Annotated in this window: 26 protein-coding genes and 1 pseudogene; 21 read left to right on the plus strand and 6 right to left on the minus strand. The window is 32.6% G+C overall.

What is annotated here, in order from left to right:
* The first annotated feature begins 37 nt into the window (after window positions 1–37).
* Both QO182_RS04010 and QO182_RS04015 read left to right on the plus strand, forming a co-directional pair.
* Window positions 38–781, plus strand: coding sequence for a class I SAM-dependent methyltransferase (locus QO182_RS04010; protein ID WP_371542236.1), 744 nt, complete (start codon window positions 38–40; stop codon window positions 779–781).
* A 90-nt stretch (window positions 782–871) separates the two neighbouring features.
* Window positions 872–1,405, plus strand: coding sequence for a hypothetical protein (locus QO182_RS04015; protein ID WP_371542233.1), 534 nt, complete (start codon window positions 872–874; stop codon window positions 1,403–1,405).
* A 102-nt stretch (window positions 1,406–1,507) separates the two neighbouring features.
* On the opposite strand, the gene QO182_RS04020 is transcribed toward QO182_RS04015, so the two are convergent.
* On the minus strand, window positions 1,508–1,858 hold the full coding sequence (locus QO182_RS04020) for a 4Fe-4S dicluster domain-containing protein (protein ID WP_371542230.1): 351 nt from the start codon (window positions 1,856–1,858) through the stop codon (window positions 1,508–1,510).
* Between the two features lie 135 nt (window positions 1,859–1,993).
* Between QO182_RS04020 and QO182_RS04025 the strand changes: the two genes are divergently transcribed.
* The 6 genes from QO182_RS04025 to QO182_RS04050 all read left to right on the plus strand — a co-directional run bounded on the left by QO182_RS04025 (window position 1,994) and on the right by QO182_RS04050 (window position 6,780).
* On the plus strand, window positions 1,994–3,052 hold the full coding sequence (locus QO182_RS04025) for an acyl-CoA reductase (protein WP_371560008.1): 1,059 nt from the start codon (window positions 1,994–1,996) through the stop codon (window positions 3,050–3,052).
* A gap of 93 nt (window positions 3,053–3,145) precedes the next feature.
* The gene (gene serC / locus QO182_RS04030; protein ID WP_371560010.1) at window positions 3,146–4,216 is read left to right on the plus strand and encodes a 3-phosphoserine/phosphohydroxythreonine transaminase; all 1,071 of its coding nucleotides are present in this window, start codon (window positions 3,146–3,148) and stop codon (window positions 4,214–4,216) included.
* 74 nt (window positions 4,217–4,290) lie between these two features.
* Window positions 4,291–5,241: a D-2-hydroxyacid dehydrogenase gene (locus tag QO182_RS04035; protein WP_371542222.1), complete on the plus strand. Its 951-nt coding sequence runs from the start codon at window positions 4,291–4,293 to the stop codon at window positions 5,239–5,241.
* A gap of 93 nt (window positions 5,242–5,334) precedes the next feature.
* Window positions 5,335–5,895: a DUF937 domain-containing protein gene (locus tag QO182_RS04040; RefSeq protein WP_371560012.1), complete on the plus strand. Its 561-nt coding sequence runs from the start codon at window positions 5,335–5,337 to the stop codon at window positions 5,893–5,895.
* 112 nt (window positions 5,896–6,007) lie between these two features.
* Window positions 6,008–6,445, plus strand: coding sequence for a DUF6146 family protein (locus QO182_RS04045; protein ID WP_371542216.1), 438 nt, complete (start codon window positions 6,008–6,010; stop codon window positions 6,443–6,445).
* 32 nt (window positions 6,446–6,477) lie between these two features.
* Entirely contained in the window at window positions 6,478–6,780 is a 303-nt protein-coding gene (locus QO182_RS04050) for a DUF6787 family protein (protein ID WP_371542213.1), read from the plus strand.
* A 6-nt stretch (window positions 6,781–6,786) separates the two neighbouring features.
* On the opposite strand, the gene QO182_RS04055 is transcribed toward QO182_RS04050, so the two are convergent.
* The gene (locus tag QO182_RS04055) at window positions 6,787–7,086 is read right to left on the minus strand and encodes a hypothetical protein (RefSeq protein WP_371542210.1); all 300 of its coding nucleotides are present in this window, start codon (window positions 7,084–7,086) and stop codon (window positions 6,787–6,789) included.
* Window positions 7,086–7,634 carry a peptide-methionine (S)-S-oxide reductase MsrA gene (gene msrA / locus QO182_RS04060; RefSeq protein WP_371560015.1) on the minus strand — a complete coding sequence of 183 codons (549 nt, stop codon included), beginning with the start codon at window positions 7,632–7,634 and terminating at the stop codon, window positions 7,086–7,088. The genes QO182_RS04055 and msrA overlap by 1 nt, the downstream gene beginning before the upstream one ends.
* A 247-nt stretch (window positions 7,635–7,881) precedes the next feature.
* Between msrA and QO182_RS04065 the strand changes: the two genes are divergently transcribed.
* The 9 genes and pseudogenes from QO182_RS04065 (at window position 7,882) to QO182_RS04105 (ending at window position 18,345) form a co-directional block, all read left to right on the plus strand.
* The gene (locus QO182_RS04065) at window positions 7,882–8,544 is read left to right on the plus strand and encodes an ABC transporter ATP-binding protein (protein ID WP_371542351.1); all 663 of its coding nucleotides are present in this window, start codon (window positions 7,882–7,884) and stop codon (window positions 8,542–8,544) included.
* 157 nt (window positions 8,545–8,701) lie between these two features.
* Entirely contained in the window at window positions 8,702–9,466 is a 765-nt protein-coding gene (locus QO182_RS04070; RefSeq protein ID WP_371560017.1) for a TIGR02757 family protein, read from the plus strand.
* A gap of 318 nt (window positions 9,467–9,784) precedes the next feature.
* A complete protein-coding gene (locus QO182_RS04075) occupies window positions 9,785–10,144 on the plus strand; it encodes a response regulator transcription factor (protein WP_371560019.1) in 360 nt (119 codons plus the stop codon).
* Window positions 10,145–10,383: 239 nt separating this feature from the next.
* Window positions 10,384–11,586: a hypothetical protein gene (locus QO182_RS04080; RefSeq protein ID WP_371560021.1), complete on the plus strand. Its 1,203-nt coding sequence runs from the start codon at window positions 10,384–10,386 to the stop codon at window positions 11,584–11,586.
* A 5-nt stretch (window positions 11,587–11,591) separates the two neighbouring features.
* Complete coding sequence (locus QO182_RS04085; RefSeq protein WP_371560023.1) at window positions 11,592–13,019, plus strand: glycosyltransferase; 1,428 nt, start codon at window positions 11,592–11,594, stop codon at window positions 13,017–13,019.
* Window positions 13,016–14,284, plus strand: coding sequence for a YaiO family outer membrane beta-barrel protein (locus QO182_RS04090; RefSeq protein WP_371560025.1), 1,269 nt, complete (start codon window positions 13,016–13,018; stop codon window positions 14,282–14,284). The genes QO182_RS04085 and QO182_RS04090 overlap by 4 nt, the downstream gene beginning before the upstream one ends.
* On the plus strand, window positions 14,244–16,520 hold the full coding sequence (locus QO182_RS04095; RefSeq protein ID WP_371560027.1) for a DUF4838 domain-containing protein: 2,277 nt from the start codon (window positions 14,244–14,246) through the stop codon (window positions 16,518–16,520). The genes QO182_RS04090 and QO182_RS04095 overlap by 41 nt, the downstream gene beginning before the upstream one ends.
* Before the next feature lie 9 nt (window positions 16,521–16,529).
* Window positions 16,530–16,877, plus strand: a pseudogene (locus tag QO182_RS04100) (response regulator transcription factor); the annotation flags it as partial.
* A 115-nt stretch (window positions 16,878–16,992) separates the two neighbouring features.
* Window positions 16,993–18,345 carry a DEAD/DEAH box helicase gene (locus tag QO182_RS04105; RefSeq protein WP_371540936.1) on the plus strand — a complete coding sequence of 451 codons (1,353 nt, stop codon included), beginning with the start codon at window positions 16,993–16,995 and terminating at the stop codon, window positions 18,343–18,345.
* A gap of 66 nt (window positions 18,346–18,411) precedes the next feature.
* Here the strand turns inward: QO182_RS04105 and QO182_RS04110 are convergent, their stop codons facing one another.
* Window positions 18,412–19,527, minus strand: a complete 1,116-nt coding sequence (locus QO182_RS04110) for a lactonase family protein (RefSeq protein ID WP_371560029.1) — start codon at window positions 19,525–19,527, stop codon at window positions 18,412–18,414.
* A 226-nt stretch (window positions 19,528–19,753) separates the two neighbouring features.
* On the opposite strand from QO182_RS04110, the gene QO182_RS04115 reads away from it, so the two are divergent.
* Genes QO182_RS04115 through QO182_RS04130 form a run of 4 tightly spaced genes read left to right on the plus strand, consistent with a single transcriptional unit; the run spans window position 19,754 to window position 23,965 of the window.
* Entirely contained in the window at window positions 19,754–21,682 is a 1,929-nt protein-coding gene (locus QO182_RS04115; RefSeq protein WP_371560031.1) for a BatA domain-containing protein, read from the plus strand.
* 47 nt (window positions 21,683–21,729) lie between these two features.
* Entirely contained in the window at window positions 21,730–22,986 is a 1,257-nt protein-coding gene (locus tag QO182_RS04120) for a dihydroorotase family protein (protein ID WP_371560033.1), read from the plus strand.
* A 6-nt stretch (window positions 22,987–22,992) separates the two neighbouring features.
* Window positions 22,993–23,319, plus strand: a complete 327-nt coding sequence (locus QO182_RS04125) for a hypothetical protein (RefSeq protein ID WP_371560035.1) — start codon at window positions 22,993–22,995, stop codon at window positions 23,317–23,319.
* Between the two features lie 4 nt (window positions 23,320–23,323).
* Complete coding sequence (locus tag QO182_RS04130) at window positions 23,324–23,965, plus strand: alpha/beta hydrolase (protein ID WP_371560037.1); 642 nt, start codon at window positions 23,324–23,326, stop codon at window positions 23,963–23,965.
* 43 nt (window positions 23,966–24,008) lie between these two features.
* On the opposite strand, the gene QO182_RS04135 is transcribed toward QO182_RS04130, so the two are convergent.
* On the minus strand, window positions 24,009–24,509 hold the full coding sequence (locus QO182_RS04135) for a hypothetical protein (RefSeq protein ID WP_371560039.1): 501 nt from the start codon (window positions 24,507–24,509) through the stop codon (window positions 24,009–24,011).
* Between the two features lie 12 nt (window positions 24,510–24,521).
* Window positions 24,522–25,286, minus strand: a complete 765-nt coding sequence (locus QO182_RS04140) for an MBL fold metallo-hydrolase (RefSeq protein ID WP_371540943.1) — start codon at window positions 25,284–25,286, stop codon at window positions 24,522–24,524.
* Window positions 25,287–25,325: the final 39 nt, after the last annotated feature.

Genomic DNA, 25,325 nt, shown 5'->3' on the forward strand with positions numbered 1-25,325 from the left:
TCAAACGAAAGTAATATACAATTCTAAACGAAAAAATATGGCAACTCTCTACCACGGAAAAATGGCCGAAATATATGATGCCATGTATCAGACCTTTGTTGATTATGATGAAGAGTATGAATTCTATAATACTTTTATTAAGGAAAACAATTGCAAATCCATTCTAGAAATAGGCAGCGGAACAGGCAACCTAGCCAAAAGATTTAAAGAAAACCAGCAAGATTATATAGGACTTGATTATAGCGAGAGTATGATCTCTATTGCAAGAGAACGAAATAAGAATTGCACTTTCATTCAAGGAGATATGCGGGATTTTAATCTTGAAAAAAAAGTAGATGCTATAATTATCACTGGCAGATCCACCAGCTACTTGACGACAAACGAGGATATGGAAGAAACCTTCGCTTCACTATATAACAATATTACTGAGGAAGGAATAATTGCATTTGATTTTATTGATGCCAATCGGTTTATCCCTTATATAAAAGAAAATCAAAAAATCATACATCAAGCACAGTACGAGGGAATAAATTACATAAGAGAAAGCCACTGGGAAACGACTACCGCAGACAACTTTATGGTGGAATGGCGAGCAAAATACTACACTGATATAAATGGCGTAAAAAACCTAATAGCTGATGATTTTTCTAATGTTCGTGTATTTACACTAAATGAAATGCAACTATTCCTATATTTAAATAATTTTGAAATAATAAAAACCATAGACCGAAAAACCTATGCTTACGACACTTACGTAATTATAGCAAAAAAGAGAATGTGAATATTATAACCTTTTACATAAATTACGTAACTGTTTTAAAACCAAATAGTTTTAAATTTGTAAAACACAAAATTATTAAAATTAAATATCATGAAAAATATAATGTTAGGAATGGCCGTTTTATTATTTTCTTTAAATATCCAGGCACAGAAAAAAAATGTAAAATCAGAAATCAAAACTAATATCACTACAGTAAAAGATTCTGATGGTGCTAAAAAAGTAATCCAAACTAAAGAAATAGAAGAAGTTCAAGCAATTGAACTTAAAGATGCTGATTCTAAAGTTTTAAATAAGGATGTAAAAGAAAGTCCGGTAGAAGTTACCTCTACGACTAAAATCACAGAAAACGGAGTTACCAAAATTATTTCTGTTGACCGATCAGCTTATTATGAATTAGATGGCAAAAAATATCAGGTTACAAGTGACAATGGTGGATATACAATGTTCTCACCTAACGGTACTAAATCAGCCGTTTTAAGAAAAACCTCAAACAATAATTATATCTACAAAGCAAAAGATAAAACCTCTTATGGTTATTTTACTGCAGATGGTAATCTAGTTTTAGAGAGTTATGATGAGGCTACAGATACAGTAACTATTTCTACGTATATTATTGCAAAATAATGACAAGCCTATTATAAAAATTTAGTCTTTAAATAAAAAATCCTGTTCGCCGTAGCGAACAGGATTTTTTTATTTCTATTCTGGTTCTTACAATCAAAGAATCTATTCATTATGTAAGAATGCTTGTCTACTCAATAATGTTTCTTCTGTTTCCACATGATCATCATCAGGAATACAACAATCTACCGGACATACAGCGGCACATTGTGGCTCATCATGAAATCCTTTACATTCTGTACATTTTCCTGGAACAATGTAATATACTTCATCAGATATAGGCGTTTGCGCATCATCAGCATCCACCTCAGTACCATCCTGTAAAATTACTTTCCCTGATAATTTAGTACCATCTTTATATCTCCAATCATCTGCACCTTCATATATTGCTGTATTTGGACACTCTGGTTCACAGGCCCCACAATTAATACATTCGTCAGTTATTATTATTGCCATTTTGCTATAGTATTTATTATTCGAGCTAAAAAGAACCTTGGTAAGTCACTTTTGACTTTAAGACTTTTGACTTTCGAGTTATTAAAGCTTATTTTTGTGCAAAATTACAATCAAAACAATTCATAAGCAAACATTATGACATTAGAAACAAAAAAAAGTATTTTTGTTGAATTAGGAAAATTCTTAAGCCAATTTTCTGAAGATAATACCATTGAAAATCCTGACGTTTTAAACAACGATCTGTTTTTTGAGTCCTTTATTGATCTGATTAAATTATCGCAGTCACATAATGGTTGGTATACTCCAGAACAGGTTTATTTTTCCATTCAGTCTTGGGCCAAAGCACTTACAGAGGAAAACTTAAATCAATGGCTTTCCGCTTACACTATAGATACGACAAAATCTAAAAACATCGCTTTAATTTTAGCGGGAAACATTCCATTAGTTGGTTTTCATGACTTTCTATCTGTTTTGATTTCTGGAAATAATGTTTTGGTTAAAACATCTTCTAACGACCAACACCTGCTCCCGTTTTTAGCAAAATACATTATATCAATTGAACCAAGATTTGCTGATAAAATAAGTTTTGTCGAAGGGAAATTAGAAAACTTTGATGCCGTAATAGCTACCGGAAGCAATAATACGGCTCGATATTTTGAATATTACTTTAAAGACAAGCCTTCAATAATAAGAAAAAGCAGAAACTCAGTTGCCGTTTTAAGCGGAAAAGAAACCAAAGAGCAGCTAGTTGCTTTAGGGGAAGATATCTTCCGTTATTTTGGTTTAGGATGTCGCAATGTATCTAAACTGTTTGTACCAAAAGGATATTCTTTTGATGCTTTTTTTGAAGCTATTTTTGAATATCAGGATGTTATCCATTATGAAAAATATGCTAACAATTATGATTACAACAAGGCTGTTTTTCTAATGAGTAATTTCAAACTATTAGACAATGGTTTTTTGACTTTAAAAGAAGATAAAAGCCCTGCCTCTCCTATTTCGAGTGTGTTTTATGAATTCTATGATGACATCAACGATTTGAAAACGCGATTAGAAGCTGAAAGCGACCAAATTCAATGTATTGTAAGTGATAAATTGATTGAAAACAGTATTGATTTTGGACAAACACAACATCCTGAATTATGGAATTATGCAGATAATGTCGATACTATTTCGTTTTTGTTAACAACATAGTGGAAATATGTTTAATAATTCCGAAATAATTAACGCTTTTTAAAGTCCTATTGCCGAAATTTGCGTTTTAATTTTTTGGACACAAACTACACCATGAAAAAACACAACTACAGCGCAGGACCATGCATTTTACCGCAAGAAGTTTTTGAAAAATCAGCACAAGCAATATTAGATTTTAACGATTCTGGTTTATCAATTTTAGAGATATCGCACAGAAGTAAAGATTTTGTAGCGGTAATGGATGAAGCCAGAGCACTTGCACTAGAATTATTAGGATTAGAAGGCAAAGGATACAAAGCACTTTTCCTTGCAGGAGGAGCAAGCTTAGAATTTCTAATGGTACCTTACAACTTAATGAAAGAAGGTGGTAAAGCAGCTTATCTTGATTCAGGTACATGGGCTAGCGGAGCAATAAAAGAAGCAAAATTCTTTGGAGAAACTGTTGTTGTTGCTTCTTCAAAAGAAGAAAACTACAATCACATTCCAAAAGGATATACAGTACCTGCTGATGCAGATTATTTTCACTGTACGAGTAACAACACCATTTTTGGAACTCAAATAAAAGAATTTCCATCATTAGACATGCCAATTGTATGTGATATGAGTTCTGATATATTTTCCAGAGTATTGGACTTTACAAAATTTGACATAATCTATGCCGGAGCTCAAAAAAACATGGGTCCTGCAGGAACTACTTTGGTTATCGTAAAAGAAGAAATTCTAGGTAAATCAGGTAGAACTATTCCAAGTATATTGGATTATGAAAAACATATTAAAGCAGAGAGCATGTACAATACGCCTCCTGTTTTTCCTGTTTATGCTTCACTATTAACTTTGCAATGGTTGAAAAAACTTGGTGGAGTTGCTGCTGTTGAGAAATTAAACAACGCAAAAGCGGCATTATTATATGGCGAAATAGATAGAAACCCATTATTTAAAGGAGCTGCAGCGGTTGAAGACCGTTCTAACATGAATGCAACTTTCTTATTAAATGATGCTGCACATACAGAAACTTTTGATGCGATGTGGAAAGCTGCAGGAATATCTGGACTTCCTGGACACCGTTCAGTAGGTGGTTACAGAGCGTCTATGTATAACGCATTGCCTATTGAAAGCGTTCAAGTTTTAGTTGATGTCATGAAAGAATTGAAAAACAAAGTTTAAAGTTTAAAAGTTTAAAGTTAAATTAAACAACTTTAAACAAATTAAACATTAAACAAATTAAACAAAAAAATATAATGAAAGTATTAGCAAACGACGGAATTTCAAAAAGTGGAATTCTAGCTTTAGAAAAAGGTGGATTTGAAGTAATTACAACAAAAGTAGCACAAGAACAAGTAGCTAACTTTGTAAACGAAAACAACGTAGACGTAGTTCTTGTAAGAAGCGCAACTAAAGTTCGTAAAGATATTATTGATGCTTGCCCAGGCTTAAAAATCATTGGTCGTGGTGGTGTAGGAATGGACAATATTGATGTGGATTATGCTAAAAGCAAAGGGATTCATGTTATCAATACGCCGGCATCTTCATCAGAATCAGTGGCTGAATTAGTTTTTGCTCATTTATTTTCTGGTGTACGTTTCTTGCATGATTCTAACAGAAATATGCCTCTTGAAGGAGATTCAAACTTTGATGGTTTGAAAAAAGCATACGCTAATGGTGTTGAATTAAGAGGAAAAACTCTTGGTATTGTAGGTATTGGTCGTATTGGTCAAGCTACTGCTAAAATGGCTCTTGGATTAGGTATGAAAGTGATTGCTGCTGATAGTTTTATTCCGCAAGTTGATGTAAAAGTTGCATTCTTTGACGGACAATCTATCACAACAACAATCGTTTCTCAATCATTAGAATCTTTATTTAAAGAAGCTGATTTCATTACTTTACACGTTCCTGCTCAAGATGGTTACATCATTGGAGAAAAAGAACTAGCCATCATGAAAGATGGTGTAGGTATTGTAAACTGTGCTCGTGGTGGTGTTATTGACGAAGTAGCATTAGTAAAAGCATTAGACAGCGGAAAAGTATTATTTGCTGGATTAGATGTTTTTGAAAACGAACCAACTCCAGAAATGACTATTTTAATGAATCCTAAAATTTCATTGACTCCGCATATTGGAGCAGCTACCGGAGAAGCACAAGATAGAATTGGAACAGAACTTGCTTCACAAATTATCAGTTTATTGAAGTAATTATTTCACTTATATACAAAAGGGGATTATTAATTTTATTTAATAATCCCCTTTTTTTTGTAAATTGTGGTGAACCAATAAAAAAACTAAAAAATGTTCGAACAATTAACACAATTAGCACAACAGTTTGGAGTAGATGCGGTAGTCAAAAATGATGCTATCCCAAATGAACAAAACGAAGCAGTAATAAATGAAGCAAGCTCTTCAATAGTTACTGGACTACAAAAAGTAGTTGCAGAAGGTAACATAAGCCAATTAGGAGAGTTATTCCAAGGAAACAATGCTCAGGATAAATCAAATCCGATAGTACAAAAACTTACGGAACAACTTACGGGTAATTTAGGAGAAAAATTTGGATTGAATAGTGTAGCTGCGTCTGAAGTAGCGGCTACTTTAATACCAAAAATTTTGAATGCACTTGTATCGAAAGCAAAAGATCCTAATGACTCAAGCTTTGAAATTTCCGATATTATTGGAGCTATATCTGGCAACGGTACTAATGCTGGAATTATGGATACCATTTCTAAATACGGAGGTCAATTTGGCTTAGACCAAAATGCTGATGGAAAAGTTGATGTTGCCGATGCCATGGAAGCACTTAAAAAAAATGGAGGCGGCTTAGGTGATTCACTAGGAAGTTTATTTGGAAAATAATAAAAATTAAACTTTTAAAAAGCCAGCTATCATAGATTACTGGCTTTTTTTATGTTAAAATACTAACTACCAGTAATTTAATTTTGTAATTTTAAGATTAAATCATACCATTATGAAAAACATATCGTACATCTTACTAATTCTCTTAGTTACTTTAATAGGTTGTACCTCTGTAAAGAATACTGTCGCAAAGTCTGATGACTTAAGTCCTGCAATGGCAAACGACACAGTAAGAATTGCTAATGATGCACTGGAATATGAAGTAATTATAATTGACCCGGGGTTTAGTACTTGGCTAGCATCAAGAGCTTTCCCTCGAAATTATCACTCGCAGTCCTATTTAGAAAATAAAAACAGATTATGGGTTAGCGAATGGAATAGTAGAGTTTTACAACCTTTCCGTTACAATCCCAATCTTTATGAAATGTCCATTAACTATAATTCAAATGTTGATTATGGCTATGAGGTAAATTATTTAATTTACAACTATATGGTCTATTTTCAAAATACCTATAAACAAAAACTTTTTGGTTATGTTCCTCAGAGATAATGTTACTATATTTGTAATCATTATAAATAAAAATGAAGGAATTAAAAAAACGTTGGAAAATTGAATCCAATTTTCAACTAACAATTATATTTATTGTCTTTGCAATAACCGGTTCTACTTCGGCTTGGCTATCAAAGCCAGTTTGTTTTTGGTTGGGAATTATGAAAGAAGACTTCGGTTTCTGGTACACACCAGTTCGATTGCTTATAATTTTTCCATTATATCAAGTACTCTTGGTTTTAATAGGATCCCTACTGGGACAATTTAAATTCTTTTGGGCATTTGAAAAGAAAATGCTGAGAAGTATGGGATTAGGCTTCCTTTTTAAAAAATAAACAAACCTAACTCCCACTCTCTCTTTTTATAACATAACTGTAAAACCACATTAGTGTAAAAGAGGGAATAAAATCCGTGAAGGGAAAAATCTCTTCAATAAAAGTCACCACACCTCCTACTTTTCCTGCCGTTCCTTTATACATTTTAGTCATTAGATAAGCCGCTACAGGTGCCCAAATAACATCTGAAAATTCACCAACCATAGGTACAGTAAAAGACAGCATTCCTATGGCATCAAATAAAATGCCTAACAGTAAATTTTTCTTTTTAGTATTTCTGCTAACCGCAATAACTTCTTTCTCCATTACTTTTTAAGTTTATCGTTGTAAACTTTTTTTAATTTTTCTATTTTAGGAGTAATGATATAAGAGCAATAACCTTGAGATTTATTATCGTTATAATAATTTTGATGATAATCTTCTGCTTCATAAAATTTTGACGCTGCCGAAATCTTGGTAACTATTCGCTTCCCAAAAGTATCTTCACTTGTCATTAAATTAATATAGTCCTCAGCTATCTTTTTCTGTTCCTCGTTGTGATAAAAAATTTCACTTCGGTACTGCGTTCCCACATCATTACCTTGGCGATTTATTGTCGTAGGATCGTGGGTAGCAAAAAATATTTCCAGAAGTTCTCCAAATGAAATTTTTTCAGGATCAAAAGTGATCTTAATTGCTTCAGCATGGCCTGTCTCTCCTCCACATATTTCTTTGTACGTTGGATCAATTGTCTTTCCACCAATATAACCCGAAATAACGCTGCTTACACCTGCTAATTCCAAGAAAACAGCTTCTGTACACCAAAAACAACCTCCTGCAAACGTAGCTACTTCCATCTTTTCTTGTATTTCCATTATATTATATACTTTTATTTGAGGTAAAATAACCTCATTTTTATTTTAACCGTCATGAAATTAGAACTATTCTATATTTTAATCCAGTATAGCTGTTCTTACTAAATCATTATAAATCAAATTTAGGCTATTAAAAAGACTCCCCTATTTCTTATTAACTAAATTTTATACTTTGTCTCATGAAAATTATTTTGTAAGCCATTTAATATTCATTTAAATCTTTGTTTCTTTGCAGAAATACCTTCTTATGATCTATGCCAAGAATTTGCACAAATATTACGACCAACTCCATGTTTTAAAAGGAGTGGATTTACATATAAAAAAAGGAGAAATCGTTTCTATTGTTGGGGCATCCGGAGCAGGCAAAACAACACTTTTGCAAATCCTTGGGACTTTGGACAGACCTTCAACAGAAAAGGAAATAGAACTTCGCATCAACAACGAAGACATTCTAACGATGAACGATAAAAGCCTCTCCAAATTTAGAAATTTGAACCTTGGTTTTATCTTCCAATTTCATCAATTATTACCTGAGTTTACGGCATTAGAAAACGTATGTATTCCCGCTTTCATTGCTAATAAGTCCAAACACGAAACAGAAACAGAGGCTAAAAAATTATTAGATTTTCTTGGGTTATCTCACCGGCTAAATCACAAACCCAATGAGCTTTCTGGAGGAGAACAACAACGTGTAGCAGTAGCCAGGGCTTTGATCAACAAACCAGCAATTATATTTGCAGATGAGCCATCTGGTAATCTTGATACCGCATCTGCTGAAAACCTGCACCAATTATTTTTTAAACTGCGTGATGAATTTGGTCAAACTTTTGTGATTGTAACCCATAATGAGGAACTAGCTAATATGGCCGACAGAAAACTGATAATGGTCGATGGCCAAATTAGTAATTAGGAGCTTTTTCCAGCTATTTGTTACAATCTTTTTAGCAGTCGAAAAGCCTGATAAAAAGGATTTCCACTTCTATCTGGGCTAAGTGTATTTGCAATAATTAGTGATTTGTCAACAATTTGCGTCAATCTGTATTAATATATTTCATCCGGTTCCAATAATGAAAAAATCAGAACTTAAAGATTTTCTCGACGAAAAAGTACTGCAATACAACACCCTCGATTTTATAGAAAGTGATCCGGTGCAAATACCCCATCTCTTTACTCGAAAAGAAGATATTGAAATTGCAGGTTTTCTAAGCGCAACCATTGCCTGGGGGAATCGAACCATGATTATCAAAAATTCCCATCGCATGATTGACTTGATGGGCAATGCTCCTTATGACTTCGTGATGTCTCATTCTGATGATGATTTGCAAAGATTAGAGCCTTTTGTACATCGCACTTTTAACGGACAAGATTTTAGAAGTTTTATAAAAAGCCTACAGAATATTTACAAAAACCATAACGGTCTCGAAGCTGTTTTCTCTAAACATCAAGAACCAGAATCGATTCAAAAGAGTATCTCTGAGTTTAAGAAAACATTCTTTGAAATTCCACACCAATACCGTACTCAAAAGCATGTTTCAGATCCCATGAATGGTTCCGCGGCAAAACGCATCAACATGTATTTGAGATGGATGTGTCGTCAGGATAACAAAGGGGTTGATTTGGGAATATGGAAAAGCATTCCCACTGCAGTTTTGTCTTGCCCTTTAGACGTGCATTCTGGTAATGTAGCTCGAAAATTGGGATTACTTACCCGAAAACAAAATGATGGTAAGGCAGTAGCTGAATTAGACGCTAAACTTAGGATACTCGACCCTAATGACCCTGTTAAATATGACTTTGCACTTTTTGGATTAGGCGTTTTTGAAGGCTTTTAATTTTTTAATTTAAGGAGCGATTACTATTCAGTAGAAATTACTTGTTTAACAGTGATATACTTACTTAAACATCTTTTAACCGCATTTCATCGGCATATTTCGTGCTTTATCGTTTAATTAAAATAATTATACTACATTAGACTGAAACAAGTATTTAAATGTTGTCGTCTTTTTCACAATAGAATATTTTGATTAAATAGTTTAATAAAGCCACGTGAATCATTATTTAAAATAATATAAACGTAGAGAGAAATTATTATCTATAAAGTAGTAGAGTAGTTACTAAAATTTGAGCTAAAGTTATTATACAAAATTAACATGAAAAAAATTTTACTAGCCGAAGATAATTCAATGCTATCCTTATTACTTAAGTTCAGGTTAGAGAAAGAAGGGTACAAACTTTTGATAGCAGAAAATGGAAAAGAAACTATAGCCCTAATTGATGAACACAATCCTGAATTAATTCTAACAGATATTATGATGCCATATATCAGTGGGTTAGAAGTAATCACTCATGTACGTAATAAATTGAATGATAACACCCCTATCATAATTTTCGCCTCATCGGGTCAGGAAGAAGTAGTACTTAAAGCCTTCAATCTAGGAGCTACTGACTTTATGAGTAAACCTTTTAGCCCTAATGAATTAATGAATAGAGTAAATCGAATATTACGTTAAACAATATGGCAACTTATTCATGCGAATAAGATTACTCATAAAAAAACTAAAATTTTAAAAAATAGTAAAGTTTTAGAAAAGTCACAAAAACACTTTCTGCCTTAAAATACATAAAAAATAGTTAATTAATTGCGCTTTTTTTATTTGTATCTAAATATTTTACTCTTATCTTAGATTAGCCCAAAAGTCTACAAACCTGATCCTTACCTATTCAATTTAAAAATTAATTAGATATAAGTATGAGTAATATGTTTAGAAATGTCAGTCCCATTTATACCGTTTACTTTTCAAAATCAAATAAAAGTATTAGCTCTAGTAATGCTGAAAACGAATTATTCTCATTCAATAGTTACTTCCTTACGAATGAGTTTGTGTTTGATATAATGCAATATATCCTTGTTCCTTTGCTACTAGCAGTTATCATTACTATGGTCATATTATTAATTGCAAATCGCTTTTACTTCGAAAATAAAATACAACAAAAGAAAGACATAAGTAATAAAACTAATAATTTTCTTACTCAAATTATATTTTCAAATTATGATGCTAAAAGTATCAAGGAAAAAATAAAACTATTTGAAAAAGAAGTTCCTTTTAAAAAAAACTGGTGTAAAGGTTTAATTCTAAATACAATCCTATCATTTAAACGAAATGTTACTGAAGTGAATCCGCATCAAATGTTAATGATTTATAGATATTTTGGATTTCAGGAGTACAGCCGTAAATTGATTAAAAGCAGCAATTGGAAAAATAAATTATTAGCAATTTACCACTACCAGATATTAGACTATAAAATTAAAACCGGATACATAAGACCTTATGTACATGAGAAAAATAAATTTCTAAAGTCGAATGCATTAATTGCCATAATATCCCTTTCTGATCAAAAACTTGATTTTTTAAGCAATTATGAAAGTAAAATATCAAATGCTGATCAAATCAAAATACTCGATATCATTTATCAAAAAAAAACGGTACTACCCGAAAAAATCAATGAATGGCTCGATAATAAAAATAGTTCGGTAGTAGTATTAGCAATCAAGTTAATGATTCGATATAGTAAAACCTTAACCAACTCAGAAATAACGTACCTTTTTACAAGTGTTGACAATGAGATAAGAAAAGAAACTTTTGAACTTATCCGACATTTATATATCGTTGACGCAAACACTATCGTAATGAATCAATATAATCAAGAAACCGAGAAGTCTAATAAAATTACTGCTCTGAAGACAATGGCTGTTATAGGCGACGCTAACACTACGGATTTTGCACTCAGCCTTATTTCTAAAGAAAAAGATTTAGAAATAAAATTTGAAATCATAAATTGTATTAATAAAATTGACTCGACTTTTTTTAAGACTTTTAAAATAGACGATCCTTTAGAAAACAACATCATAAATAGAATTCTTTTACATGTTAATAACCCATATCTTAATTAAATACTATGGAGAATATTATTAAAACCTACGAAAATTTTCTCATATATTATTCAATTAGTTATATTTTAATTTACCTCTTTCTGGCTATTCTATCTTGGATCGCAATCAGAACTTATTTTCAATCTAAATATTTCTTGCTTAAGGAAGTATTGATTAAATCTAATCACACCGTTGGAGTTTCTATTGTGGCTCCGGCATTCAACGAAGCGGTTACTATTGTTTACAATGTTAAATCACTTCTTTCACAAGAGTACCCAAAATTTGAAGTAGTTATTATCAATGATGGAAGTACAGATGATACTCTTGCAATATTAATCGAAGAATTTAGCTTAGTTAAGGTGGACTTTTTTTACCAAGAAAAAATACCAACACAACCAGTAAGAGGACATTACAAATCCACGAATCCCGTATACTCTAAACTTTTAATTGTAGACAAAGTAAATGGAAAGAGTAAAGCTGACGGATCAAATGCAGGTATCAACTCTGCTAAATATCCTCTTTTTATCTGTACTGATGTCGATTGTATTCTAAGAAAAGACACAATTTCAATGTTAGTAAAACCCTTTATTGAAAACACCGAAAAAGTAATCGCAACTGGAGCAGCAATACGAATTTCGAATTCATGCGAATTTAAAGACGGCATGCTCTATAAATCACATTTTCCTACTAACTTTTTTGCACGTTTTCAGGAACTGGAATACACACGCTCTTACTTATTTGGCAGAATGGCCTGGAGTAAAATAAACGGATTGTTATTAGTTTCCGGAGGACTGGGAATGTTCGATAAAGAAACAGTTATTCAGGCAGGTGGATACTGGCATCAATCACTTGGTGAAGATATGGAACTCATCACTCGAATGAGAAAATTAATGCATCTAAAAAAGGAGAAGTTCTTAATAATTTACATTCCAGAATCTCTTTGTTGGACTGAAGTTCCTGCAAGTATGAGAATATTTATAAGGCAAAGAATTCGCTGGGCAAGAGGGTTAATTCAAACACTTTATTTACATAGAGAGGTGCTTTTTAATCCAAAATATGGCAAAACAGGTTTACTTATTTTTCCCTATTATCTGTTTTACGAACTTGCAGTTCCGGTCTTAGAAACTTTAGGATTAATAGCACTACTAGTAAACATCATGTTCTTTGATATTAACTATCATTATTTATCAATTGGTAGTGCTTTTGTCTATTTATTTTATATAAGCATAACTCTAATTTCAGTTTTTTTAGATCAATTGATTTATAAACATTACACAGGTATGAAAGAAATAATTATACTAATTCTAATGGTTTTTATCGAGCCTATAATTTTTCACCCACTGAACGTTTTTGCTTCGATACAAGGATATTGGCACTTTTTACGCCAAAAAGAACGAAAATGGGGAATAATGATACGTAAAGGATTTACAACACCACAAAACCAAACATTATGAAAAAAAGTATCGTTTTAAATATCGTTAGTTCTTTCATTTTTATTTTTATTTTTTCAAGTCAAAAAACCACCGCTCAAAAAATTGATACAGACAGCCTTTTATCTGTAATTATCAAGGACATGAAGGATGGCAAAAATTATGAAAAAAATATTGAGAGAGCATTGATTGCTAAAAAAATTGCTCCTGATTACCTTGATTATTATTTGTTATTAGGGAGAAACCATGATCTATTGAATAACAAAGACAGTGCTAGATATTACTATAATTATTATATAAAAAGAACAACTTATAATGAAGTTGCTTTCAATTATCTAATCAACATTGAATTAGATAAAAAAAACTATCTCGAAGCTGAAAAAATAATAGATCAAGCCATTGAGTTACACCCTGAAGATAGAAGTTTTGAAAAAAAGAAAATAGTGGTTTATCAGTTGCAAAAAGATACTAAAAAAGAATATAATTATCTAAAAACTTTGCAAGCCAAATTTCCCAAAGATGATGAAATCAAACAAACTCTATTTCTGGTAGAATCTAAAATAAACTCAGATAGAGTGGGCGTGAATTATAGTTATACTTCATTTGACAGAACTGCTTACGGCCCTTGGCACTTGGGAAGTATACAATATATTAGGGAACGTAGTTGGGGTTCTTTAATTGGCCGTGTTAACTATGTAAATCGATTATCATCTGGAAAAAGTGTTTCTGACGGAACACAATTTGAAGCAGAATCCTATTTTTTCACAGGAAAAACTAGCTATTCCTATTTGGGAGTAGCCTATAGTCAAGATCCCGTTTTCCCTAAGTTAAAATTAGCTTACTCTTTTTACCAAAGTTTCAAAAAAGGATGGGAAGCTGATTTAGGTGCTCGATACATCAAGCCCGAAAACACAGAAATTAAAACAATTGTTTTAGGAGTTGGAAAATACATTGGCTCTTATTGGATAAATTTTAGATCCTATATTCAAAATAGCAACAATGAATATAATCCGTCATTCACGTTAACGACAAGATATTATTTTGAAACTAAATATGACTATGTTTCGCTAATTGCAGGATATGGAACTTCACCAGACGAGAGAATCACTATTGGTCAATTAGAACAAAGAGTAAACCTTACTTCTTATAGAATCGGGGCTGGATATTTCAAATCATTCAACAACAAGTATCTGACAGGTATTCAAACAACCCTTAATAATCAAGAATACGTACCAAACAAAAAGCAAAATGAATTTGAAATTTCGTTACTATTCCAATACAAATTCTAATACGTTTGATAATAAATCATATCTATTTAGGATACTATTTTTTTTAATTTTCTTTAGCTGCAAAATGATGGCGCAATCTGATATTGTTATAACGAACAAACTAACTGAAACAAACACAATTAATATTGCCTCTGAGAGTGCAAGACCAGCTGCAATACTATTGAAGTCTTACTTAGATAAATCTTTTTCTAATGCCTTTGCGATTCAGACTAATAATAAAAAGAGCGAAGAAAGTTCAAAAATACTCCTCAAAATAGCAAAGGAAAAAAAATCAACTGACGACACTACCTTTATAATTAAAAGCAATTCATCCAGCATTTCCTTAATAGCTCCAAATGAAAAGTTATTACGTTACGCTGTTTATACCTTGTTAGAAACTTGGGGATTCAGGAAGTTTACAGCTAAAGACACATACATCCCTAAGATAGATTTAGTTAAATTCCCAAAAAACACGGAACAACATCATAAACCCTCATTCGAATATCGTGTATTACTATATCCGGATGCCTACGACGAAGACTTTAGAGATTGGCATAAGCTGGATTGGTACTTAAATGACTTTAGTGTTTGGGGGCATTCGTTTGATAAACTTTTACCACCGGCAACCTATTTCAAAACTAATCCAAAGTTTTTTGCTTTATATGAAGGCAACCGTAAAAGCGAATCACTCTGCATGACTAATGATACAGTTGTGAGTCTTGTCATTAAAAAAATGCAAGAGGTTATTGCTAAAAACCCCCATGCTACATTTTATTCTGTAAGTCAAAATGACGACGCTGTATACTGTGAATGTGAGGAATGCAGCTACCTAAACAATAAATATGGAGGCCCTCAAGGTTCCCTTTATTATTTTTTAAATAAAATTGCTAAACACTTCCCTAATACTAAAATAACTACCCTAGCCTATCTTCACACTTATAAGCCACCCGTAAATTTAAAATTAGAACCTAATATTTACACCTTGTTTTGCCCTATCGAGTTAAATCGGGGAAAATCTATTGTAAACGATAATTCTAGTACTTCTTTTAGAAAAACATTGCAAGATTGGGCTAAAACTACCTCGCATTTATATTTATGGGATTATACAGTACAATTTTCTAACTACCTATCGCCATTTCCTAACATCCAAACCTTTTCTGATAATTATAAATTTTTTAAAAATAATAATGTAACAGGGATATTTGCGCAAGGATATGCAGATGTGCCAGGAGATTTTTCAGAATTAAGGCAATATCTTTTAGCCAAATTATTATGGGATACAACTATCGATATTCAGGCAACAACAAATGATTTCTTGAGAGGCTTTTATGGTAAAGCGGCCCCATATATCAAAAAATATTTAGATCTTCTATCTGAAAATCAACAGAAATCTAATTCTTACTTAGACATTTATTCGGGCCCTGTTCAAAGTAGAAATACCTTCTTGTCACCCGAAGCAATGAATCAATACGATGAATTAATTGATGAAGCTGAAATGATCGTTAGTGAAGATACACTATTAAAACCTAGAGTTGCAAAAATACGACTCGCATTAGAGTATGTCTTTTTTGAGCAGTCAAAATTCTATGGTAAGGACAAGCACGGAATGTTTACAATTAATGAAGCAGGTCAAAAAGAAGTTAAAGACGGACTTACCAAAAGAGTGCAAACATTCTCAAAAAAATGTTCTGAATATGGAATTTACGAATTAAGCGAAGACGGGTTATCTCCAGAAAAGTACTATCAAGAATGGCTAGAAATTGCCAAAGACACGACAACACATCTTGGAGAAAACCTGAAAGTTAATTTTCTAACATTACCTGCGGCAGAATACAGTGGAAAAGGAAGTTACGGGCTGGTAGATGGTGCTAAAGGTCACAGAGATTACAACATAAACTGGATAGGTTGGTACGGCACTAATCCATCGATCGAGTTGATAACAAAAAAGCTAGAATTTAATCAAATAAAAATAAATTTTCTTGATGACCAGCGGCATTGGATCTTTATCCCTAAGAAAATTACTGTCTATGGATTTAATGATAAGGAATGGGTTTTAATTACAGAAAAAGACCTTGAAGATTTAACAGAAAACCCTATAATAAAAACAGAATCTATAGAGATAAATAGTAAAAAATTTAATAACTTTAATCGTATAAAAATAGTGATAGACAACCAATTAGAACTACCTATTTGGCGAAACCGGAAAGGAAAGAAACCGATGGTAATGATTGATGAAATTGAACTATACAATAAATAAAACTAAAAAATGGCTAAAAAGAAAATACTCATAATAGAAGATGACGAGCTTATAATTAAAATTATGGAGTTTATTCTAAAGAAAGAAGGCTATGAAACTTACGTATCAAAAGATGGTAATGACGGCGTAGAACAAATAGCGATTATAAAGCCTGATTTAATTATTACCGATATTATGATGTCCTATAAATCAGGACTAGAAATCACCGCTTATAGTAAAAAAAATTATCCTACTATTCCTGTTATTATAGTTTCTGCTCTAGGTAAAGAAGACCTAACTGTAATTGAAGGCTTTGAACTTGGTGTAGATGATTTTATCGCTAAACCTTTCAATCCTAAAGAATTAGTTCTAAGAGTAAATCGTTTCCTTTAGAAAGTTTTACTCTTGTTTAAACGGTTAAAAACGACAACAATAGCAGAGTAATAACCACTATCCTCATAAAAACACTATCTTTGCACAAAATATACGTTTTATGACCACTTTCGAGCAATTCAATCTTCCAAAATCAGTCCAAAAAGCAATAGACGATTTAGGATTTACTACCCCTACTCCTATTCAGGAAAAAACTTTTTCTGTGATAATGTCTGGCCGTGATATGATGGGAATTGCACAAACAGGTACTGGTAAAACATTTGCCTACCTATTGCCTTTATTAAAATTATACAAATTTATACCTGGACATACTCCAAAAATTGTAATCCTCGTTCCTACTCGTGAACTTGTAGTTCAAGTAGTGGAGGAAGTGGAAAAATTAACCAAGTATATGTCGGTTCGTACCGTTGGTATCTTTGGTGGTGTAAACATTAATACTCAAAAAACAACTATTTATCAAGGTTGCGACATATTAGTAGGAACACCTGGTCGAATCATGGATTTAACATTAGACAATGTGATCCGTTTTGAGGAAATGCAAAAACTAGTTATCGATGAGTTTGACGAAATGTTGAATTTAGGGTTTCGTACTCAGTTGACTGCTATTTTAGCAATGATGCCTAAAAAACGTCAAAACATCCTGTTTTCTGCAACGATGACAGATGAAGTGGATGCTATTTTAAATGATTATTTTGATTATCCACAGGAGGTTACTCTTTCAGCTTCTGGAACACCGTTAGAAAATATTCAACAAATCGCTTACAATGCACCTAATTTTAATACGAAAGTAAATCTATTAAAACACTTGCTACAGGAAAATGAAGACATGAGTCGTGTTTTAATTTTCGTAAACAACAAGAAAATTTCAGATATGCTTCATGTTCGTATCGATGAAGATTTTGCAGATCAATTTGGAGTAATCCACTCTAATAAATCACAAAATTACCGTTTGAGTACGATGGCTTCTTTTCAAGAAGGAAATCTACGCGGACTTATTACTACTGATATTATGGCTAGGGGTTTAGATATTTCTAATATCACCCATGTTATCAACTTCGAAATGCCAGCAATGCCAGAATTATACATGCACCGTATAGGTAGAACTGGACGTGCTGATAAAACGGGTACAGCAATTAGTTTTATTGCTCCTAGAGAGGAAGAAGCAAAAGTTGAAATTGAAGTCTTAATGAACATGGAATTACCTATTGAAGCATTCCCTGAAGAGGTAGAAGTTTCAGCAAAGTTAATTGAACCAGAAAAAGAGAGACAAGTCGTTAAGTTCTTAATGAAAAAGAAAACGCTTGATGGAGACGGTGCTTTTCAAGAAAAAAGTAAAAAGAATAAGAAAGTCAATTTAGGAGGTCCTGGTGTTACCAAGAAAAAAACACATGGATCTGTAAATCGTAATATGTTAAAAACGAGAGACAAGAAAAGGAAAGACAAAAACAAATAGTATAAAAAAGGCTATAAAAATGAAATTCATTTTTATAGCCTTTTCTCTTTGCAAGAAGATCTATTACTATTTATTTTCAGTAAAAACCAAGCATACCGGGGAACACAACTCTATTTTTTTTCCAGTATCCATTAGTTTGCCCGTAGTAGTATTTCTTTGAAATATGATAATGTCATTCGTATATTGATGCGCTACTAAAAGAAAATTCCCAGTTGGATCAATGGCAAAACTTCTTGGTCCTTTACCTAAAGTACTTGTTTGTCCTTGAGACTCTAATTTTCCGTTTTTTAATATTTTAAAAATTGAAATAGTATTGGCTTCGCCACGGTTTGTTGCATATAAAAATTTTCCGTCAGGCGAAATATCTATCGCAGCTCCAGTGAAAGTCCCTTTAAAATCTTTGGCTAAAATGGTAGTTTGATCTACTTTTTTCAACTTCCCTTTCGAATAAGAAAACGTAGTCAAACCGCCGCTAAGTTCTTTCAAAAGATAAGCGTACTTCCCATCCTTACTAAACGTTAAATGTCTTGGACCACTTCCAGCTTCAACAGCGAAACTATCTTTTACTTTTAGAGCTGCATTGACTGAGTTTGGATTGTATACATAAGAATATACCTTATCGTTACCTAAATCATTAGCCAAAACAAACTTTTTGTCAGGAGAAAATTGAACCATATGAACGTGTGGCCCTTCTTGTCTTTTAGCGTTAATTCCTTTTCCGTAGTGCTGAATCACCTGTTTGGCTTCACCAATACTTCCGTCAGCATTTTTACCAAAAACACCTATATTTCCACCAGAATAGTTAGCAACAATTACATTTTTATCATCGTTAATAATATAACATGGATCTGCTCCCATTGCATTCTGGGAATTTAAAAAATCTATTTTACCATTAGAAGGAGTATAACCGAAAGCACTTACTTTACTCTCATTACCATTTTCATTTACAGAATAAATAAACTTATTATCTGCTGAAAAAGTCAAATAACTCGGGTTAACTGTACTTTCAGCTGCATTCTTAAAATTAAAATCACCCGTATTAGCATCAAAACTATAAACGTAGATCCCTTTGCTTTCGCACCCCTTTGTATAAGTACCTATAACTAGATTGAATTTATTATCCTGAGCTTGAATACTGTAACACATTAAAACTAACAGAAGGGCCGTAATTTGCTTTTTCATTTTCTTAAATTATTTTTAAAAGCTAAAATACATAATATATCGCAGTGTATTTGCAGCATTTAAAAAATATAAAGTCCTTTCAAAATTGATTTTTTTTAAATTGAAAAGAAAATCGAGTGTGCAATAAAAAATTTAAACAATAGCGTATTGCAACTGTTAACAAATTTGTATTTTTGGTTGCAACTTCATTGAGAATTTAATCCAATGCAGCAAACCTTACGTAAGAATGCAATTTAAACATCCTGAAATTTTATACTTTCTCTTCTTGTTGATTGTACCTATTTTGGTTCATTTATTTCAATTTCGTCGTTTTAAAAAAGAATACTTCACTAACGTTCGATTCCTATCCGCACTTTCTGTGCAAACCAGAAAAAGCTCCAAAATAAAAAAATTGTTGCTTCTTAGCTGCCGATTATTATTACTTTCTTGTATCATTGTCGCTTTTGCCCAACCCTTTTTTGAAGCAAAAGATAAAGAGAATGCAACAAACGAGATGTATATTATTTTAGACAATTCATTTAGTATGCAAGCCAAAGGAAAAAAAGGCGAATTACTAAAACGAGCCGTTCAGGAACTACTTGAAGACACTCCAGAAAACACTACTTTTTCTTTGTTGACGAATTCTGAAGATTTTTGGGACACTGATATAAAATCAATTCGGAGTTCCCTCCAAAATTTAAAATACAGCGCTACACCATTTCAATTAGATCCTATTTTAGCAAAAATAAAAGCACATAAATCTGCTTTTAAAAAAGATATTATCATCATTACAGATGGAGTTGGTCTCACTGAACAACAACTTAAAAATAGGGATAAAAATGACGTACCCTATTTTATAATCCCAAAGGCACAACAAAAAAACAACACTTCGATAGACAGCGTTTATATTAATGAAATATCTGATGATTTCTATGAAATTACAGTTGAATTATCACATTATGGCGCTGATCTTAAAGCGATACCCATAGCGGTTTACAATGAGAACAAGATGGTCGCAAAAACAGCGGTTAAATTTGAAACTAAAAAGAAGAGTATCAATTTCACTATTGCAAAACAGCCCTTTCACGGTTATGTTTCTATCACTGACAACGGACTCAGCTATGACAATACGCTATATTTCACTATTTCGAAAATAAAAAAAACCAATATCATTAGCATTGGTGAACCCGAAAAAAGTAATTTCCTTAGTCGGATTTATACGGATAGCGAATTCAATTTTGTTAGTTCAACTATTCGCTCACTAGATTACAATAGCATTGAAAAACAAGATGTAATCATTTTAAATGAACTCGATGATATTCCAGAAGCTTTGCAAACGACTTTGCGGTCTTTTGTAGAAAAAGGCGGCAATATTGTCCTTATACCTTCAGAAAAAGATACGGCAGCAAATCTAAATCAATTTCTCGGAAATTTTGGAGCCATCCAATTTAAGCCTTTTGAAAATGTGGAGAAATTGATCACTAAAATAAATTTCAATCACCCGCTGTTTAAAGCTGTTTTTGAAAACAGAATCACTAATTTCCAATATCCTAAAACAAACGGTTCCTTTACAATATCAAATACAAATGCCGCAGCGCTATATAATGATGATCAAAGTACCTTCTTAACGGCTTTACCAAATGCAATTTTTACCGTATATGTTTTTTCGGCTCCAATAAACACTAAAAATTCAAATTTCCAGCAATCACCGCTTATCGTTCCCACCTTCTATAAAATGGCAATGAATAACCAGCCAAAAGGCATAAATTCATTTACGATTGGAAATCCAAATCCGTTTCTCGTTGATGTTACACTATCAAAAGATGCAGTATTAACCGTTACTAATTCATCTGAAAGTTTTATTCCCATTCAACAAATCATAAATGACAAAGTGAAATTAACGTTTAATGACTATCCAGAAGAAGCGGGGAATTACGGAATCTACAACCAAAAAGAACTTTTGGAAAATATTAGTTTCAACTACGACAGAACAGAAAGTAATCTTAGCGCAGTCAATGAAAACGTACTTTCTGAGTATAAAATAATTGATTCCGTAGCAAATGTATTTGATACTTTACAAAGCAACCGATTGGACAATCAAATTTGGAAATGGTTTGTTATCTTTGCACTGCTCTTTCTAGTCACAGAAATGGCAATCATACGATTCATGAAATAAATTATTTGTTTTTAGAATACCGCATTAAAAAAAAACAGTCTCTATATATGAAATTTATCCTCCGAAGCGCCAAAATTATCGATTCAAACAGTCCTTTTAACAATCAGACAGTAGATATTTTAATTGTAGATGGTTTTATAAAAAAAATAGCTGCATCCCTTCCCAATTCAGATAAAACCGAAGAAATCAAATTAGACAACCTCCATGTATCACAAGGATGGTTTGACAGTAGCGTTTCTCTAGGTGAACCCGGTTTTGAAGATAGAGAAACTATACTAAATGGATTAAATGTTGCGGCAAAAAGTGGTTTTACTGCTATCGCTTTACAGCCCAACTCCTTCCCTATTATTGACAATCAGTCCCAAGTTAATTTTGTTCAGAATAAAGCCGTAGGAAGTGCTACGCAACTTTTCCCAATTGGTGCTTTGACAAAAGGTAGCGAAGGAAAAGATATGGCTGAATTATTTGACATGACAAATTGCGGAGCGATTGCCTTTGGCGATTATAATAAAAGTCAGGACAATGCTAATTTGCTCAAAATAGCGTTGCAGTATGTACAAGATTTTGACGGCTTAGTGATCGCATTTCCTCAAGACGAAAAAATAAAAGGACAGGGCGTAGTTAATGAAGGCGTTGTTTCAACTCGATTAGGATTAAAAGGAATTCCAAATCTAGCTGAAGAACTACAAATTGCCAGAAATTTATTTTTACTAGAATATACTGGAGGTAAGTTGCACATCCCTACTGTTTCTACAGCAAAATCAGTTCAATTAATTAAAGATGCAAAAGCAAAAGGATTACAGGTTAGCTGTAGCGCTGCTGTTCATCATTTAGTAATGACGGATGAAAAACTGGAAGGTTTTGATACCCGATTTAAAGTTTCGCCTCCATTGCGTACAGAGAAAGACCGAAAAGCATTACTCAAAGGAGTTTTAGACAATACCATCGACATGATCACATCAGACCATAATCCTATGGATATCGAACATAAGAAAATGGAGTTTGACATGGCTAAAAATGGAACTATCGGATTAGAAAGTGCATTTGGCGCTCTAATGACTGTTTTCCCATTAGAAAAAGTGGTAGAAAAATTAACTTCAGGAAAAACAGTTTTTGGCATCGAAAACTACCCTATTACAGAAGGAGCCAAAGCAAATTTGAGTTTATTTACACCAGAAGGAAAAGGCGTTTTCACCAAAGCGGCTATTTTATCTAAATCTAAAAACTCCGCATTTCTAGGAGCACAAACAAAAGGAAAGGTATACGGAATCGTAAACCAAGGAAAATTAATATTAGCACAATAATACAACATGAATAACACTATTGAAAAAGGAAAAACGGCAGCGATTACCAGCTATATTTTAGGTATAGGGGTTTTTATTGCGATGTCCATGAACTCTGAAGATAAAAATACATTTGCATCGTTTCACATCCGTCAAGGACTGGGAATAACACTTACTTTCATCTCACTAGGCTTAATAATCAGCAATTTTGACAGTCTGCTGATTTCGGCTCCAATGTGGATTTTCGTATCTGTGCTATGGTCTTATGGCATTTTCAGTGCAATAAAAGGAGAAACAAAACCAATGCCGCTATTAGGCAACCTTTTTCAAAAATGGTTCGTAAAAATATCTTAAAAAAATGAATAAATTATCACTTGACTACCTCATTAGAGAGCCCAAAATAAAATTAGAAAAAAACCCACTTATACTTTTACTCCACGGATACGGCAGCAATGCCGAAGATTTATTTTCATTTGCAAATGAACTTCCAGATGAGTATTACGTGATCTCTGCGCAAGCACCTTATGACATACAATACGGTAGTTATGCCTGGTATGCGATTAATTTTGATGCAGACCAAAATAAATTTTCAGATAACGAACAAGCAAAGTCTTCCAGGAATTTAATTGCTGGTTTCATAAACGAGTTAATCCTCAATTATCCGATTGACGCAAAAGCAGTTTCTTTGCTTGGTTTCAGCCAAGGGGCGATATTGAGTTACGCAATTGCGTTATCTCATCCAGAAAAAATTAATAAAGTAATTGCGTTGAGTGGCTATATAAACGATGAAATTTTTGAAGAAAACTACCAAAATAGTGATTTCTCAAAACTAAGTATATTTGCTTCCCATGGGGTTGTTGACCAAGTAATTCCAGTAAGCTGGGCTCGAAAAACAACGCCGTTTTTAGATGCATTAGGAATCGAATCGATCTATAAAGAATATCCGATAGGTCATGGAATATCACCGCAAATTTTTGCTGATTTCAAAAACTGGTTATAAAACAAATCAAAAAAAAGGTTCCAATTATGGAACCTTTTTTTGATTATTTCTGATACAATAATGTTTGGTTTACTTCAAAAGAAATAGTTTCATCACTATTTACAAAATATTTGAGTAACACTTCACCCCATATTTCTCCATCGCTATAATCAGCGATAATCCATCTGTGGTTTAGAATTTTTACTTTATTAATTATAAATTTATTAGCTCCTATTTGATCTTGCCCAACATAAGGATTCCCTTTTGGGTTTGAATTATAATCTAATAATTTCTCTGTTACATAAGGAATTAATTCTTCATACTTAATCATTTTTTCTGAATCTGCCGAGTCAAAATAATTCTGGGCATTTTCATTTTTTTCTAAAGAAAAATAATTAGCATCATTCAATTTAGCAGTAACTGACGTCAAACTGTCTTTTAATTTTTTAGTTGTTTTTTCATACCTGCTTTGCTCGTAAGCGACCTCTTTACTATAAAAACTGTAGGTAAAAACGTTCATGAGGACTAGTATTATAAAGGCATAGAGCAGAAAAGATTTTTTCATTATTTATTTATATTAAAGTGTAATTTCTAAATTATCGTAAGCAACAAAGACATTTGCAGGCAACTTTTTTTGTATCTCTTCATGAAAGCCAAATAAATGACTTATATGCGTTAAGTACGTTTTTTCAGGTTGTAGCAGCGCAATTAAGGCTAAGGCTTCTTCTAAGTTTAAATGAGAGAAATGCTCCTCTTCTCTTAACGCATTAATTACTAATACTTTTAAGTTTTGAAGTTTAGGGATTTCACTATCATCTATTGTTTTTACGTCAGTAAGATAAGCAAAATCGTCAATTCTATATCCAAAAACTTGCAGATTACCATGCATAACATTTACTGGAATTGCTGTTTTATTCCCTATTTGAAATGGCTCGTTATTGACAACGGCATTGACTTTTACAGAAGGTGCACCGGGATATCGATTTTCTGTTCTAAAAATGTATTCAAAGCGTTCCTTAAGGTTATCAATCACTCGATGATGGGCATAAATAGGAATCTCTCCCTGTTTAAAATTAAACGGGCGAATATCATCTAAACCGGATGTATGATCCGCATGTTCGTGAGTAAATAAGATTCCATTTACCTTTTGACAATTAGACGCAAGCATTTGCTGTCTGAAATCAGGGCCGCAGTCAACTACATACGAATAGTCGTCCCAACTAATCCAAACAGAAACGCGAAGCCTTTTGTCTTTGAAATCAGTGCTTTTGCATACGGGGTGGTCACTTCCAATAACAGGAATCCCTTGCGATGTACCAGTGCCTAAAAAATATACCTTCAATTGCTCTTTTATTTTTTTACAAAAATAGGATTAATTCTC

The sequence above is a fragment of the Flavobacterium sp. Arc2 genome, from assembly GCF_041431385.1.
Lineage (GTDB): Bacteria > Bacteroidota > Bacteroidia > Flavobacteriales > Flavobacteriaceae > Flavobacterium.